Here is a 16,329-nt window from a genome sequence, read left to right as displayed (position 1 = left end):
TGGGCCGTTGTCCGGATTCGTCCGGAAACAGTCCGAGCGCTGGATCTCCCACGCGCGCGTTCCTAGCTTTGGAGGGATGGTTTCCCGCCAAACCACGGCGATTCGTCAAGCACTGCAGCAGGGGCGCATCGATACCGGGCAACGGAGAACCACGGCCAGAGGAAACATGAGGAGAGGTACCCAATGTCCCAGCGCGCACCAGCAGCAAGACGCAGCAGGCGCAAACCATTCATCGCAGCTGCGCTGACAGCAACCACCATGGTTCTCGCGAGCCTCGGCATCGCACAGGCTGCCGCGGCACCGGACGTGCCCGCCGGAATCTACACCGGCCCGATCGGCCAGAGCACAGAACGCACGGTAACGTTCCCGGTCTCGAACGGTCACATCGGCGAGATCGATGCGCAGACCTACATGTATTGCGGTGGATGGCCGGCCCCAATCTATTGGGGCGAAAACCCGCCGATTCCCATCGCGGACGACGGGTCGTTCGACGCCGAGTACTGGTTCACGTTCGACGACCCCACCAGCGATACGAGATTCCGCATCAGCGGAAATATCACCAGTGACGGCGTCGCAACGGGTGAATTGAAAGTACACCTCCCCAACCTGCCGGGCTGCGCAGAGGGCACCGAGCCGTTCACAGCGACGCTCGAAACACCCTTCTACGAGCCCGAGGTCTCGGTCTCACCGAGCAGCGTCACGCAGAGCGAACTGGCCTCCCAGGGTGTCGATGTCACAGGAGTCGACTTCCCGGCCTCCAGCTCCGTCTCCATCACCATTGACGGCATCGACGCAGGCTCGGCGTCGACCGACTCCAGCGGAGCGTTCGCTGCGAACGCCACCGCCGGCCTTGACCCCGGCACCTACACGCTGACGGCGACGTCGGGCTCGGTGAGCGCATCCACATCCCTGACCGTGAACCCGGACCCTGAACCGGCAGCCATCGAAGTCTCTCCGACCTCGCTCACCGTGAGCGAACTCGAAGCCGACGGAGTCTCCGTCAGCGGCGCGAACTTCCCGCCCTCGAGCACGGTGACGATCGACATCGGGGGCACGGATGCCGGACAAGCGTCGACAGACACCAGCGGCGCCTTCAGCACAACGGTGACCGCATCCGTCGGTGCGGGAAGCCACACGGTGACCGCATCATCGGGCTCGATCTCGGCAAGCGAGTCGATCTCCGTCGCGGAAGACCCTGCCGAACCTGAGATCGTCGTGACACCCGAGACGCTGACCGCGGCCGAGCTGGCCGATGGCGGCCTCACCGTCGAAGGCGCCGATTTCCCCGCCAGCAGCGATGTCACCATCAGCGTCGACGGCGAAACCGTCGGCACGACGACGAGCGACAGCGGTGGCGCATTCTCCACGGACGTCGCTGCGACCCTCGCTCCCGGAACCTACACACTGACGGCGACGAGCGGTTCGGCAACGGCCAGCGGTTCTTTCACCGTCACGGAGGATCCGACGGAGCCCGAGCTCACCGTCACCCCCGACAGCGTGACCGTTGGTGAGCTTGAAGAAGACGGCATCACGGTCTCCGGCACCGGGTTCCCGAGTGACGGCGACGTAACGATCTCCATCGATGGCGATACCGTCGGCACGACAACGACGGATGCCGACGGTGCGTTCACGCAGCTCGTCACAGCCACAGTGGAGGCCGGCGACTACACCGTAACCGCAGAGAGCGGCGGGGTGACAGCGTCCGCATCGCTCGAGGTGGAATCGGATGCCGCACCCCCCGTCGTCGCAGTACAGCCCGAGGAAGTGACCGTCGACGAACTCCTGACGGACGGGGTAACCGTCTCGGGCACGAACTTCCCGGCGCAGAGCGATGTCGTCATCACGATCGGCGACACAGAAGCCGGCACGGCGACGACAGATACGAGCGGAACCTTCTCGGAAACCGTAACCGCCAACGTATCCGCCGGCAGCCACACCGTGACTGCGACGAGCGGTGACGTGAGTTCGACGGCGACCCTCGAAGTCATCGCCGACAACTGGAACCCAGGAGTGCAGCTCGACCCGACCGAGCTGACGCAGAGCGAGCTCGCAGACAGCGGCATCAGCATCTCGGCGACGGGTTTCCGCCCGGATACCGAACTCGAGATCACGTTCGACGGCGAGCTCTGGCACACGCTGACGACCGATAGCGAGGGCTCCGCTGCCGCTTCGCTCACGCGGGACGACGTCGCGCCGGGCGAGCATGAAGTCGCATTCCTGCAGAACTGGATCAGCGGTGGCGGATGGCTCGTCGCACCGCAGTCGCTCGACACGGCGGTAACGATCACCGTGACCGAGGACGAGCCGGCACCGGCCGATCCGGAGATCGAACTGGGGGCCGGCACCGTCACCACGAGCGAGCTCGCTGACGGTGTCCAACTCAACGGCAACGGCTTTGCGCCCGGCGAAGAGCTCACGATCAGTTTCGACGGAACCGAAGTCAGCGCACCGACCGCTGATGACGAGGGATCGTTCTCCGACACGATCGCTATCGACGGCGTAGAACCCGGCGAGTACACGATCACGGTGACGGGCGAATCGGGATCCGTCTCGGTCGCCATCACGGTCACGGAAGACGGCCAGGAGCCGACCGAGCCGACGCTCGAACTCGAGAAGAGCACGGTCACCGGCGACGAGCTCGCCGACGGCATCCAGCTCAGCGGCAGCGGGTTCGCTGCGGATGAGGAACTCACGATCACGTTCGACGGCGACCTCGTCGGCACGGCGACCTCGGATGACGCGGGCGCGTTCGCTGGAACGCTCTCGGCCGAGAACGTGGCCGCCGGCGACTACATCGTCAGCGTGAGCGGTGACTCCGGATCCGCTTCCGTCACACTCACCGTGACGGAAGACCCCGAGCCGACCGACCCCGAGCCCACCGACCCGGAGCCCACCGATCCGGAACCGACCGACCCCGACCCAACGGCACCGGAGCCGACGACCGACCCGGAGCCCACCGACCGGGACAGTGACGACAGCGACACGCTGCCGCAGACGGGCCTCGACGGTGCATCCGTCGCTCTCCTCGGCCTAGCTGCCCTCGCGATGTTCGGCGGAGCGCTCCTGGTTGGCGCACGCAGGTTCAACGCAGGCTGATCACCTGTCCCTGAAGAAGGCGGGGCGGTTCCCTCATGCCGCCCCGCCTTCACCCTTGAGAATTCACGCGCCGATGCGAGCGCGCAGAAACTCCAGCGTTCTTCGCCAGGACCTCTCGGCAGCATCCGCATCGTATTTCTCGGTGTTCTGCTCGTTCTGGAACCCGTGACGCGCATCCGGCTCGACGACGATCTCGATGTCCTCGAATCCCTGTGCCGCCATCTCCGACTGCAACGCCTTCGCATCGGTGTCATCGTCGTCGTACCCGAGCTGAAACAGCACCGGCATGCGCACGTGGGCACGCGGGTCATACGGGCGCCCGTAGTATCCGACCATCGCATCCACACCGGGATGCTCGCTCGCGTACGCGAGGCCGAGTCGAGTGCCCATCGAGAAGCCGATCAGGGCAACGGACCGGCTGCCGAGCGCACGCCCCTCGCCGATCACCTCTTGCACTATGCGGAGCGCGTTCGGCAGATCCCGCATGCGCTCCTGCATGAGCGAGACCGCATCGTCGTGATCGGTCGTCGAGCGGCCGGCGAAGAAGTCGGGAACTCCGACCCAGTAGCCCTGCTCCGCCAGTCGCCTCGCGTAGGCATCGATCCACGGCAGCCGACCCATGTAGTCGTGCAGCAGCACGACTAGCGGCCGGCCCTCCTGCCCGTACCAGTGCACCTGGGCGTCTTTCGAACTGCTGATGACCATGTCGACTCCTTCGCCTCCGTTTCGAGTCTCGCGACCGGCAACGCTGTCGTCAATAGGGCGCGCTCGACCCGTGAGCCGCCATCCCCGCCGCTCACGGGTAATCTGGATGCATGCTGCTGAGTGACCGCGACATCCGCGCCCGCCTTGAAGCTGGAAGCATTGCACTCGATCCGTTCGACCCCTCGATGGTGCAGCCGTCGAGCGTCGATGTGCGACTCGATCGAGGCTTCAGGCTCTTCGACAATCACCGGTATCCGTTCATCGATCCTGCCGCGGATCAGCCCGAGCTCACGCGCCTTGTCGATGTCGTGGACGACGAACCGTTCATTCTGCATCCGGGAGAGTTCGCGCTCGCCGCAACGTATGAAGTCATCACGCTCGGTCATGATGTCGCCGCGCGCCTCGAGGGCAAATCTTCACTCGGGAGGCTCGGCCTGCTCACGCACTCGACCGCCGGGTTCATCGACCCCGGGTTCTCGGGCCACGTAACGCTCGAATTATCGAACGTCTCGACGCTCCCGATCAAGCTCTGGCCGGGTATGAAGATCGGCCAGGTCTGCTACATCCAGTTGTCGAGCCCAGCCGAACACCCGTACGGAACCGGCAACAACCTCAACCGCTACCAGGGGCAGCGTGGACCGACCGCGAGCCGTTCGCACCTGAGCTTCCACCGGACGAAGATCGACTGATCGCTTGCGGGCTCGGTGCGCGACGAGCATCGGCGATGGCTACAGAGTAAGAGCATCCAGAAGGATGCTCCACAGCGGCACCTGCATCACTCCGAGGATCAGGAATCCGCCGGCGCCGATGAACCCCATGATCGTTGCGGCTTTCGCAAGGCGTCTTTGCCGCTTCTTGTCTCGCAGCGCGAGCAGTGCCACTGTTAGAGATGCTGCGAACCCAAGTAACTGGCCGATGATCGCAATCCAGAGTATGACCCAGTTGAAGAGGTATTGCGGCTCGCTTCCGAAGACGCCATCGAGCGTGTTAGTCATGACGACTCCGAGCCCCAGGTAGAGCACGGCTCCGATACCGAAAAGGGTCGCCAGCCCCATCCAGATCAGTGTCACCAAACTGCATGCGAACCACACCGATCGTTTCCCAGCGGGAACGGCAGCTTGGCGATATGGCTGCGCTCCGTGCGGAGGCAGAGGGTTTCCGATAGAGCCTTGGCGATCTTGCCGGCCTTCCGCCGGATGGCGCGCTGTCATGGTCACAAGCTTTGCAGAGGTTCCTGGGTGCGCGGGCCGGCGCGATCAGCAGCACGTATGGGACTGCCAGCGCTGCGGGCCGTGCATCGAGCTCTTCCGCGTGTCAGACCGCGAGCGCATTGCACGGCAGCTCGCGCACGGGATGGTGAGTGTTTCGGCCGCGACGTACATCTCCAGGATGATGTCGTTCGGCGCAGCGATTGACATAGCGCCGTTTTCGTTGCCGCGCCCGCTGGAGCGGGGTCACGCTGGGGTCATGACGCAAAACTCCGTAATTCAGAACCCCGCACTCACCGGCCCCGAGATAGCCAACGAGATGCCGCGGGTGACCCCTGCCGCGCTGAACGCTCAGCGCCTCGAACTCTCATACGAGGGCACGGGGACATCCACTCGTGCGCTGCGCGGTGTCGACTTCTCCGTCGGTATCGGCGGGCCTGAAGCCGTCGCGGTCATGGGCCCCTCGGGCTCGGGCAAATCATCCCTGCTGCATGTTCTCGCCGGCATCCTCAGCCCTAGCGCGGGCACCGTGCTCTGGCGAGGTGAAGACATCGCCGCCATGAAAGATGCACAGCGAACCCGTCTTCGCCGTACCGACTTCGGCTTCGTGTTCCAGTCGGGTCAGCTTCTGCCGGAGCTTTCCGCAAGCGAGAACGTGATGATTCCGCTCCTGCTGGCGAAGACCAGTCGCTCGGAGGCACAGCGCAGAGCGAACGGCATGCTCGCAGCGCTCGGGCTCGGCGGGATGTTCGACAAGCGTCCCGGGCAGCTCTCCGGCGGGCAGGCCCAGCGCGTCGCAATAGCACGCGCGCTCGTGACGGGCCCCGGTCTCGTCTTCGCCGACGAACCGACCGGCGCACTCGATCGCACGACGGGAGCCGCTGTGCTGCAGCTGTTGATCCAGCAGACGCTGTCCCGTGGCGCATCCCTCGTGGTCGTCACGCACGACCCGGAAGTCGCGAGAGTCTGCTCGCGCACCGTATACCTCGAAGACGGTGTCGTCGTCAGTTCGACGGCACCGCAGCAGTCCGCTCAGACGACTGCGGTGCAGGAGCAGCAGCCGGTTCCCGCGCCCGCCGTCGCAGCAGCCGCTGACCAGGTCCAGACCGGCTTTGCTCCGGCTCATCCCGCGCAGGCCAACCCTGCACAGTCCGGCGCTCAACAGGCCGGGCCCGTGCAGTACGCAAGCCCCGCCCAGCACGTGCCGAACCCTGCGCAGTATGCACAGCACCCCTCGGCGCACCGACCCGCTGTGCAGAACCCGATGGCGTACCCGGCCGCAGATCAGGGAGAACGCCGATGACGACGCTGCAGCTGTGGGGCAGGTTCACCCGTGCAACCGGCCCCCGCGCCACCGATATCCTCTCGGTCGTCGCCTTCGCCTTCGCGAGCGCGGCAGCCCTCATGGTCGGAGCCGGCATCCTGGCATTCTGGCAGCGCACCGAGGCCGACCCCATGGACTGGGTCGCTTCGACAACCGCCGTTCTGTCGCTCATAGCGGGCGCTCTTCTGCTGCCGGCGATCTGGACGCTCTCGCAGTCGGCCGTTCGGTTGGCTATTACGCGACGGGATGCCCGGCTCGCCGTGCTGCGGCTCACGGGTGCGACGCGCGGTCAGGTCATGGGTATGACGCTTGTCGACACGCTCGTGCAGACCGTAGCGGGCATCGTGCTCGGCATCGGGCTGTACTTCGCTCTGGTTCCGCTCATCTCGCTCATGCCCTTCGGCGGGCGGCCGTTCGCAAGCGGTGAGCTGGTCCTCCACCCCGGGCTCATTGCAATCGTGGCCGGCGCCGTGATCTCGATCGCACTCGCATCTGCGCTCAGCTCGCTCGTTGCGGTCTCGCTGTCGCCGCTGGGTGTTGCACAGCGAGTCAAGGGGGCACGGCCCCATCTGGTCAGGCTCGCGCTCATCGTCGTGGTGGCGCTCGTGTGGATCATCGTCACGACCGTCTCCGAAGTAGCTCCAGTTGAGATGGTGTCTGACACCGGCTGGATTGTCTTCATGATCGTCATGATGGCGCTCGTCGGGCTCGGCATCGCCTTCGTCGGGCCACTCGTGATGTGGTTGATCGCTTACATCATCGCCTCGGCTGCACGTCGCGCCGAGACCCTGATCGCGGCACGCAACATCATGGACGACCCTCGAAGCGCCTTCAACGCTGTCGGCCCGCTCGCCCTCGGAGTCATGGCCGGCGGACTCGCGAGCCTCGCAACCATGTTCTCGGGGATGGACGCCGATCAGTCGCTCGTCGACCTCACGATGGGTGCCATGTTGACGGTCGGTATCGCCGGCGTGCTGGGCGCGGTGTTCGCGGGCGTCTCGCAGTCCGCCAGGATCTTGGACAACAGGGATGCGCTGCGCACGCAGCACCTGATGGGTATGGAGACGGGTGTGCTGGTGTCCAGCACCATGCGGGGATCGATCATTCCCGTCGCAACCCTGATCGGCACGTCCGTGGCGGGTACCGTGCTGCTCATGATGCCGTTCTTCGGACTCCTGCAGGCGAGCGCGCTGCCGATTCTCGTATGGCTGGGCATCGTTGCCGCCGCGGTCGCGTTGATCTTCGTCGCGACCTGGATCTCGACCCTGCTGCTGCCCGCCGTCACGCGAGCGACCGCGTAGCGCATCGGGTCTGGCCGGTCGGGAACAGTGCCCGGCCGGCCCGGCTCAGTGCTGGCAGCGTCCTCGTACCCTCATGACCTCGCGAACACGAGTGTCACCGGGTCGACATCGGATTCGTTAGGCGTCTCGACCCTGACGACCGCCAGGCTCTCCGACAGCTGGACCGAACCGATTCGACGCTCTTCCACGTCGTAGCGTTCTGCATCACCCGTGACAAGGTTCAGCGCCCACGGAACTCGATCGCTGTCGAGCACGAGGAGGCTGTCGTCGTGCAGGGCTTCCGCAGTGCTCGCATCGAACTCGGGGCCGTCGTCACCGGGGCTCTCCTCCCATTGGAGAACTCCGGTTCGAGCGTCCAGCGCCACCAATCCCTTCCAGTCATCGCCGCCGTTGAAGACGAGCAGCCCGTTGTGCAGCGTCGCATTCCCGGCGTATGCGACGTCGTGGCTCCACACTTCTTCGCCCGTCACCGCATCGAGCGCGATGATCCGTCTCTCGGCATGCTCGGCATCGTGCTCTTCGAGTACCGACGCCAGCACCAGTCCGTCACCGGCGTCGTCATGCGGCACCGTGCCAAGCACAGCTGCGATAGTCGGAGTGGTTGGAATCTGCTCGGGCCATTGCCACAGCAGCTCGCCGCTGGCGAGATCGAGCGCTTCGATCGAGACCACGCGCTCGGCATCCATATGGAATGTATTTGCCGTCCCGCTGGCGCCTACGTCGAACTCCGAGAACCTGCCCCCGATGGCCACGCTCCCGGTCACGTCGACGCCTTTGACATCGACGAGCGAGGTCTCAGCCGTCCAATGCTGATCTCCGCTCGCGGGATCGATGCGGGTCAGCGCGTATCCCTCAGAGTCGTCAGGGGTGGGGTGGCTCACCACCTGCTGCCCGGCATACTCGCCTTCTTCGATGACCCCTGCAACCATTCGCCCGTCGACGTCATCGCGATCACCGAGCCACGAGCAGGACTGGACACGGCCTCGCTCGCGATCGTAGGCGGTCACGAGCGGGAGCCGGTCCGACTCGATGGCACCGGCCATCATGAACTCTCCGGAGAACCCGACGCTGGCTCGTGCGCCGGTCACTCGCCGGCTCCATGATTCCCCGGACTCCGGCTCCAGCACGGTCCACGTGCCCGTGAAGCGCGGCCATTCCAAGGGCTGCTCGTTCGACCCTGTCAGCAGGATCTGATCCTGGTCCAGCACAACACCGACTCCGCGATCGGTGACTCCGCCGATCAGATCGCCGAAGCCGGCCGCACGCAGCTCATCGACGATTGCGTCATATGTGTCTGGAATGTCGAGCTGACCAGCGGTGTGGAACCCCAACGGGTCGGGTTCGGTCAACCCGCCGCCGAAACGACAGTGCCACCAGTCGGTGCGCGGGACAAGTACGACCGTCAACGTCACCACGAGCGCCAGCGCAAGCCCAGCGGCCGCCCAGCGCTTCCACTTCATACTTCGCCCTCCTTCGCTCAGCACCCTACCTGCGGAGCCCGCGCGCTGCAGGTGCAAGCCGCTCTACTCTACGGTGCGGGCGGTGGCGAATCGGGAGAGCCGTCTTGCTGCGGGGGAGTTACAGTGTCGCCGACGGGATTGTGGCGAATCAATCCTGCTACGAGCACGGCGGCACCGAGCAGGAGTGTGCAGATGGGCAGCAGCGCAGCGGCAGTGCTCTGCCCGTCGGAGACGACTACGAGCATGATGATCGCCAGTGCACCGGGAGCGATCGCTGCGTATCGATGCATCGATCGCGAACATGCGATCGCGATGCACAGCAGCACGAGCCCTATCGCGAATACGCCATACCCCATTTGCGAGGTACCGAACTGCAGGCTGGTGAACACGTTCATGACGTTCCCCGACCCTTGCAGAGTTTCGTCGCGCATCCACTGGTTGGCGAGTGCTGAGAGCAGCACCTGCCCGGTCACGAGTGTCGCAGCACCGACAGCGGCCGCAATCCCCGATGCGCGCCCGAACGTCGCCGCGACAGCGCTGCCACGACCGGCGGCGAAGCCGACTGCGCCGACACCGGCCGCGGCAACCGCAATCGTGATCGAATTCACGACCACGAAGGTGTAGAGCGGCCGATTGCTCACTCGGTCGAGCGCCGCGAACTCATCGTTCTCCGACAAGAACGCGAAATCGCTGAACAGCAACATCGATCCGACTGCACCCGCGGCGAGCAAGAGGATCGACGCGGTCAATACTCGGGCACGGTCGATCCTGGCCGTGCGGGACGTCGTCGTCATGCCCAACAGTGTAACTGCGCACCCGCCCCGCGTCGCCCCTCGCTCGCGATCGCGGCGGCAATCACACGTCGAGTGTCAGCATCTCCCGGTCGGGAGTTCCGTACCGGTGGCAGGTGACCGAAACCGCCTGCTCGCGCAGGAACGGGAGCAGCTCGAGGCGGCCCTCCGTCGTGATCTGCGCGTCGTAGAGCGCGACCCGGACGTTACCGGCCAGTTGCTCCACCAGCTGGTCATCGCCGCCGATGAGGCGGATGCGGCGCACGGGCGCCCCTGCCCGCTCTGCTCCTGCATCGTCCGTGCTCGTGATCGGCGCCAGCGCATCCCCGCTGTCGATGCGCGCCCGGAAGTCCGCATCCGACTCGATGACGACCTGCTCGATGAGCAGCGGCGGGTCCTCCATGTGCACGATCGATACGACGTGCGGCGGCAGCTCCTTCGCGGACGAGACACGAATCGCGGCGCCGGCTCGCGTCGCCGCGGCAAGCACACGGATCAACTGCCCTACCGTGCCGCGCTCCGACAGCCGCACGAGCACTTCGTTCGTGGGACGGTACCGGAAGACATTGCGCTCCACAGCCAGCTTCGAAACGTCGCGGGATACTCCGTACTCGTGCTCCCACGCACGCTGGTCGCTGTTCGCCCCCGCCCGAACACGATCGAATTCGAGGAAGTCGAGCTGCGGCGTTGCCGCTTCTATGACCGTCGCAACCGATTTCGACAGCCCTACGAGTCGCACGTGATCGCGCGGACGTTCGAACACGGGCTCCCAGTCGACGAGCGTGGTCAGGTAGTTCGGGCCGCCGGCCTTCGCTCCCGGCCCCACCTGCGAAAGCTTCCAGCCACCGAACGGCTGTCTGCGCACGATAGCGCCGGTGATGCCCCTGTTCACGTACAGGTTGCCGGCTTCGACGCCTTCCAGCCATTCGGCCACCTGCCCGACATCGAGCGAATGAATGCCGGCTGTCAGCCCGAAGTCGGTGCCGTTCTGCACCTCGATTGCGGCCGCAAGCGTCGGCACTTCGATGATCGACAGGTGCGGGCCGAAGAATTCGGTCAGGTGCGTGTAGGACCCCGGCCGGACTCCGATGCGAACACCGGGGCTCCAGAGCGTACCCTCTTCGTTCAGCCGTCTCGGTTCGATAAGCCACGACTCGCCATCCTCGAGCGTTGTCAGCGCACGCTCGAGCTTGCCGTGCGCAGGCTCGATGATGGGGCCCATGTGCACCTGCGCGTCCGTCGGGTAGCCGACGCGCATCGACTGCACGGCGTCGATCAGCTGGCGCCGGAATCGTTCGCTGGAGGCGACCGACCCGACCAGGATCGCAAGTGACGCCGCGGAACACTTCTGGCCGGCATGCCCGAAGGCGCTCTGCACGAGATCCTCGACGGCGAGATCGAAATCGGCAGCGGGCGTTATGACGATGCCGTTCTTGCCGCTGGTCTCGGCGAGGATGGGGAGGCCGGGCCGCCACGAGGAGAACAGCTCGGCGGTCTCGCTGGAGCCTGTCAGGATCAGCCGCCCGACCGATTCGTGCGCAATGAGGTGGCGAGCAACCTCACGGTCCTCGATGTCGCAGAAGACGAGGACGTCCCGCGGCACACCGGCCTCCCAGAGTGCCTCGCAGAGCACTGCGGCAGTCCGGCGCGAGTTTCGGGCGGGCTTGATGACGACGGTCGAGCCTGTCGCGAGCGCCGAGACGACACCACCGCAGGGAATCGCCGTCGGGAAGTTCCAGGGAGGGACGACCACGGTCATATCGACGGGTTTCGGCTTCGCGTGCTCGAAGCCTTCGAGAGCGACTGCGGCGTCGCCGTAGTACCGGCAGAAATCGATGGCTTCCGAAACCTCGGTGTCGCCCTGCGCGATGGTCTTGCCCGTCTCCGCGGCCATGACCTCGATGAGACGACCGCGGTACGCACCGAGCGTGACGGCGGCATCGAGCAGGATGCCGCGTCGCCCTTCAGCACCGCGTGCACGCCATCCGGGTGCGGCGTCGACGATCTTGCGAATCCGTCGCTCCATCGTCGGAACATCGTCGATGAGATTGCGCTTCAGGGTGCCGAGCCCGAGTTCACTGTCGGATGCCCGCTCAAGAATGCGTGTTCCCCAACGGCGGTTCGCCGCAAGGGACGCATCGGTATCGGGTTCGTTGAAGAACTCGGTATGCGCAGCTGCATCGGCGACCGCGACGGTGAGGTCGCCGCCGCGATTCTGCTGACGGTTCGTTGCCGGCGGCCCCTGTGTCTCGATCTCGCGCAGTAGCTTGAGTGAGGAGAGGAACCGATCGCGCTCCAGCTCGAATGCCGCAAGTTGTGATCCGACTTCGAACGCTCGGCGCATGAAGTTCTCGTTGTCCGCGTTTTCCTCAAGGCGACGAACGAGGTAGGCGACGGCAGCGTCGAAATCTCTCGGATGGACGACAGGCGTGTATACGACAACACGGGGGATGTCGCTGCGAATCGCTTCGACGTATTCGGACGCCATGCCCAGCAGCATCTCGATATCGATGTGATCGCTGACGCCGTTGCGGCTCGCGAGTTCGATCGCGTATGCGAGGTCGAAGAGGTTGTGGCCGCCGACTCCGATACGCACGATCCCGGCGTTCTCTGGCCTGAGCGCATGCTCCAGCACGCGTTTGTAGTTCGCGTCCGCCGCCGTTTTCGACCCTACTGTCGCCTGCGGCCATCCGTGCAGCACCGCATCCACGCGTTCCATGGCGAGGTTCGCGCCCTTGACGACCCGCACCTTGATACCCGCGCCACCGGCGGCAACGCGCGCCCTTGCCCACTCGGTCAGGTGCTCGAGCGCCGGAAGCGCATCCGGCAGGTACGCCTGGAGCACGATGCCGGCCTCCAGGCGCTGAAGTTCAGGGTTCGCAAGGATCCGCTTGAACACCTCGATCGTGAGATCGAGATCGTGGTACTCCTCCATGTCGAGGTTGATGAACTTCGCGGGAGCAGCTTCTGCGGCAACCCGATACAGGGGCATGAGCCGCGCGGCAACGCGCTCTGCCGTCTCTTCGAAACCCCACAGATTCAACTGCGGCGCCAAGGATGACACCTTGATCGACACGTAGTCGACGTCGGGGCGTGACAACAGCTGCAGCGTGCCATCGAGTCGTCGCTGGGCCTCCTGCTCGCCCAGCACCGCCTCACCGAGGAGGTTGATGTTGAGCCTGCTGCCATCCGCTCGCAGTTTCGTCAGCTTCTTGCCGAGCCGTTCGCTGCTCGCGTCGATGACGAGGTGCGACACGAGGCGACGAAGCGCCTTCTTCGCCATGGGGATCACGAGACTCGGGAACAACAGCCCGAACCCGCCGCCCATCGAAATCGCGAACTTCAGGTACCACTCCAGGAAGCCGGGAACTCTGCGGCTGAGCCGCTCGAACTCCCGCGCTGCCACTTGCTTGTCTTCGACACGCACGACGCGATCGATGAACCGCATCGCGAACTGCAGCCCGTCGGGATCCTGCAGAAGGCCTGCGAGACGCTCGGCGGCAGGGTCGCGCTTCACATTCGGGTTGCGCTGCCCTATCCAGGACCGCACCCTGTTGATGGCCGCCTGCGCGAGTTCGTCCTCGGTGTCCGGCTCGGCGGGATGCAGAATCGCTTGCCGTTCGCGCTCCGCCTCGTCGAGTTCCTGCTGCGTTGGCGCGGGCGGTGGTTGCTGTGCACGCTCGATTTCACTCGGGCTCGCAACGACGATCTCCCCTGCGTGCGGTGCTCCGGCAACCGTCTCCGACGGCACCGGTTCGGCCCGCTGTTGCTCCTCTGGATCGACTTGCTCAGCGCCATGTTCACGAGGAGGGCTCGAATACGGCAGCGCCGGAGGGCCCGGCTGCGGTGTGTTCGAATCGATGAACTCGACGGGGGCTGAAGGATGCGCGGGAGGAGACGGGATGCGCCCCGTGTCCCGCAAACGCTGATGCTCCGCCGTCACGTTCTGTTGGAGCGACTCGAACTCGGCTCGTGCTGCTCCGAGCGCTGCCGGGTCGATTTCGATCGCCCCGGTCTCGAGCTGATTCCAGGATGCGCTGTCGGCGTCATCCGCTGTCGCGTCCTCGCCCGTCGTCTGCGGTTCGGCGATCAGCGCATCGAACTCTGCGTTTCGTTTAGTCTCGTCGTCGGCGGCTGTCGATTCGTCGGGTTCGGTTCCCGCAGCCTCGAGCCCGGCTGTCTCCTGCGGCGTCGGCTGTTCGTAAGCGGGCGAGGCTATCGGCGGCTCGGCATCCGCTTCGTCCGCCTGCGGATCGGCTGCGGGAAGGTCGACGATGCCCGTCTCCTCTGCCGATTCGACGCCGACGACCTCGTAATCGCCGGTGATGTCTCTGATCATGGCAGTATCGCTGAACTCGGAGGCCCCACCGATCACGGGTTGTTCGGCGGTGTCCTGCGCGGTCAGCGCCTCGGAATCGAGGATTGCGGTGTCGTGGCGTTCCCCCTCGGGTACTTCGCCGTCGTCATCGAGCCAGAACGGCTCCCCCTCGGTCGCAACCGGCACCTCGTCGGCGCCGAAGTCTTCCGAGAGCGACCATCCCCGCGAAGGGGGCTCGGCATCCCCGCCCTCATCGGCCTGCTCTGCGGACTGCTCGGTTGGAGCGGCCTCTGCTGCAGCGTCTTCGGCGACCTCGTCCTCTCCTGCCTCTGGAACTGCTTCGACCTCAGGTGTCTCGGCATCGTCACCAGCCGCGCTCGTGGCGGCTTCGGCAGCGGAGGGTTCCCGGTCAGTATCCTCGGGCGCGGGATCGTCCTCGTGGGCGGTGTCGTCCTGACGATAGTCGGGGCTGCCGTCATCGGGGCGAGCGATCGGTTCTACCTCGCCGCTGTCATCAGCGAATTGCTCAGAGAGCACGTCGAGGTCTTCGAACTCGTCTTCGTTCGACTTGCCTGGCTTCTGCGAGTCGCTCATAAACCCATGCTAGGAGGCTCTTCCGACTCACGCGGTATCCCGCGCTCAGTCGCTCTCTGCATAATGCCGACCGGGCGCCGCGTCTCGTCGGTTCCACGGCAGTGTCGGCACGAGGTAGAGCACGAAACTCAAGGCGAACGCGGGGCTTGTCGCGCCGGTCGCGAGCGGCCGCACCTACGTCCACGAAAGAGCCCCGCACCCTGGAGGTACGGGGCTCTCGCGGCTCGAATGGAGGAGCGCTTGTGTTCCGAAAGAGTCGGGCATCCCGCCTCCTTCGGAGCTTCCTAGAAGAAGCCGAGCTTGCTCTCGGAGTACGAGACGAGCAGGTTCTTCGTCTGCTGGTAGTGGTCGAGCATCATCAGGTGATTTTCACGGCCGATACCCGATGACTTGTAGCCACCGAAGGCAGCGTGCGCCGGGTATGCGTGGTAGTTGTTCACCCAGACACGACCCGCCTGGATCTCACGACCCGCACGGTAGGCGACGTTTCCGGTTCGCGACCACACACCCGCGCCCAGCCCGTACAGCGTGTCGTTCGCGATGCGCATAGCGTCGTCGTAGTCGCTGAACGTGGTCACCGAAACGACGGGGCCGAAGATCTCCTCCTGGAAGATCCGCATGGAGTTGTCGCCCTTGAAGATCGTCGGCGCGATGTAGAAGCCGCCCGCGAGGTCGCCTCCCAGGTCGACTGGGTCGCCACCGGTGAGGATCTCGGCGCCTTCCTGTCGGCCGATATCGAGGTACGACTTGATCTTCTCGAACTGGTCGTTGGATGCCTGTGCGCCCATCATCGTGTCGGTGTCGAGCGGGTTGCCCTGCTTGATCGCCTTCGTGCGCGCGACCACGGCATCCAGGAATCCGTCGGAGATCGACTCTTGCACCAGTGCTCGTGACGGGCACGTGCAGACCTCGCCCTGGTTGAGGGCGAACATCGTGAAGCCCTCCTGCGCTTTGTCCCAGTAGGCATCGTCGTGCGCCATGACGTCTTCGAAGAAGATGTTGGGCGACTTGCCGCCGAGCTCGAGCGTTATCGGGATGATGTTCTCGGACGCGTACTGCATGATGAGCCGACCCGTCGTGGTCTCGCCAGTGAAGGCGACCTTGCGAACCCGCTTGTTCGAGGCGAGTGGCTTGCCCGCTTCGAGGCCGAACCCGTTGACGATGTTGAGTACACCGTCGGGGATCAGGTCGCCTATCAGCTCCATGAGCACGAGAATCGATGCCGGTGTCTGCTCGGCAGGCTTGAGAACGATCGCGTTACCGGCGGCGAGCGCTGGCGCGATCTTCCAGGTCGCCATCAGGATCGGGAAGTTCCAGGGGATGATCTGCCCGACGACTCCCAGGGGCTCCTTGTAGTGGTAGGCGACGGTGTCTTCGTCGAGTTGCGACAGCGTGCCCTCCTGCGCGCGAATCGTCGCGGCGAAGTACCTGAAGTGGTCGATCGCGAGCGGGATGTCGGCGTTGAGCGTCTCACGAACCGCCTTGCCGTTGTCCCAGGTTTCGGCGACCGCGAGCAGTTCGAGGTTCTCCTC

The 16,329-nt window shown here is 65.2% G+C and carries 10 protein-coding genes; 4 read left to right on the top strand and 6 right to left on the bottom strand.

The window, feature by feature from the left end:
• Positions 1–183 precede the first annotated feature (183 nt).
• Positions 184–3,096, top strand: a complete 2,913-nt coding sequence (locus tag Q0O95_RS09905; protein WP_293697908.1) for an LPXTG cell wall anchor domain-containing protein — start codon at positions 184–186, stop codon at positions 3,094–3,096.
• Positions 3,097–3,159: 63 nt separating this feature from the next.
• Here the strand turns inward: Q0O95_RS09905 and Q0O95_RS09900 are convergent, their stop codons facing one another.
• Entirely contained in the window at positions 3,160–3,801 is a 642-nt protein-coding gene (locus Q0O95_RS09900) for an alpha/beta fold hydrolase (protein WP_293697906.1), read from the bottom strand.
• 110 nt (positions 3,802–3,911) lie between these two features.
• On the opposite strand from Q0O95_RS09900, the gene dcd reads away from it, so the two are divergent.
• Positions 3,912–4,490 carry a dCTP deaminase gene (dcd, locus tag Q0O95_RS09895; RefSeq protein ID WP_293697904.1) on the top strand — a complete coding sequence of 193 codons (579 nt, stop codon included), beginning with the start codon at positions 3,912–3,914 and terminating at the stop codon, positions 4,488–4,490.
• A gap of 39 nt (positions 4,491–4,529) precedes the next feature.
• On the opposite strand, the gene Q0O95_RS09890 is transcribed toward dcd, so the two are convergent.
• Entirely contained in the window at positions 4,530–4,871 is a 342-nt protein-coding gene (locus Q0O95_RS09890) for a hypothetical protein (RefSeq protein WP_293697902.1), read from the bottom strand.
• 397 nt (positions 4,872–5,268) lie between these two features.
• Between Q0O95_RS09890 and Q0O95_RS09885 the strand changes: the two genes are divergently transcribed.
• Both Q0O95_RS09885 and Q0O95_RS09880 read left to right on the top strand, forming a co-directional pair.
• Positions 5,269–6,312 (top strand): ABC transporter ATP-binding protein, encoded by a 1,044-nt coding sequence (locus Q0O95_RS09885; RefSeq protein WP_366516475.1) that lies wholly within the window; start codon positions 5,269–5,271, stop codon positions 6,310–6,312.
• Positions 6,309–7,634: an FtsX-like permease family protein gene (locus Q0O95_RS09880; protein WP_293697878.1), complete on the top strand. Its 1,326-nt coding sequence runs from the start codon at positions 6,309–6,311 to the stop codon at positions 7,632–7,634. The genes Q0O95_RS09885 and Q0O95_RS09880 overlap by 4 nt, the downstream gene beginning before the upstream one ends.
• Before the next feature lie 71 nt (positions 7,635–7,705).
• On the opposite strand, the gene Q0O95_RS09875 is transcribed toward Q0O95_RS09880, so the two are convergent.
• The 4 genes from Q0O95_RS09875 to adh all read right to left on the bottom strand — a co-directional run.
• On the bottom strand, positions 7,706–9,094 hold the full coding sequence (locus tag Q0O95_RS09875; protein WP_293697876.1) for a PQQ-binding-like beta-propeller repeat protein: 1,389 nt from the start codon (positions 9,092–9,094) through the stop codon (positions 7,706–7,708).
• Positions 9,095–9,162: 68 nt separating this feature from the next.
• On the bottom strand, positions 9,163–9,888 hold the full coding sequence (locus tag Q0O95_RS09870) for a hypothetical protein (protein WP_293697874.1): 726 nt from the start codon (positions 9,886–9,888) through the stop codon (positions 9,163–9,165).
• A 61-nt stretch (positions 9,889–9,949) separates the two neighbouring features.
• Positions 9,950–14,797 carry a proline dehydrogenase family protein gene (locus tag Q0O95_RS09865; RefSeq protein ID WP_293697872.1) on the bottom strand — a complete coding sequence of 1,616 codons (4,848 nt, stop codon included), beginning with the start codon at positions 14,795–14,797 and terminating at the stop codon, positions 9,950–9,952.
• A gap of 284 nt (positions 14,798–15,081) precedes the next feature.
• On the bottom strand, positions 15,082–16,329 hold a 1,248-nt coding region (adh, locus tag Q0O95_RS09860), incomplete at its 5' end, for an aldehyde dehydrogenase (RefSeq protein ID WP_293697870.1).

Origin of the sequence: uncultured Agrococcus sp. (genome assembly GCF_945915485.1) — a bacterium.
GTDB lineage: Bacteria > Actinomycetota > Actinomycetes > Actinomycetales > Microbacteriaceae > Agrococcus.
Note: the sequence above shows the minus strand (reverse complement) of the source record. Positions and strands in the feature narration are given on the sequence as shown.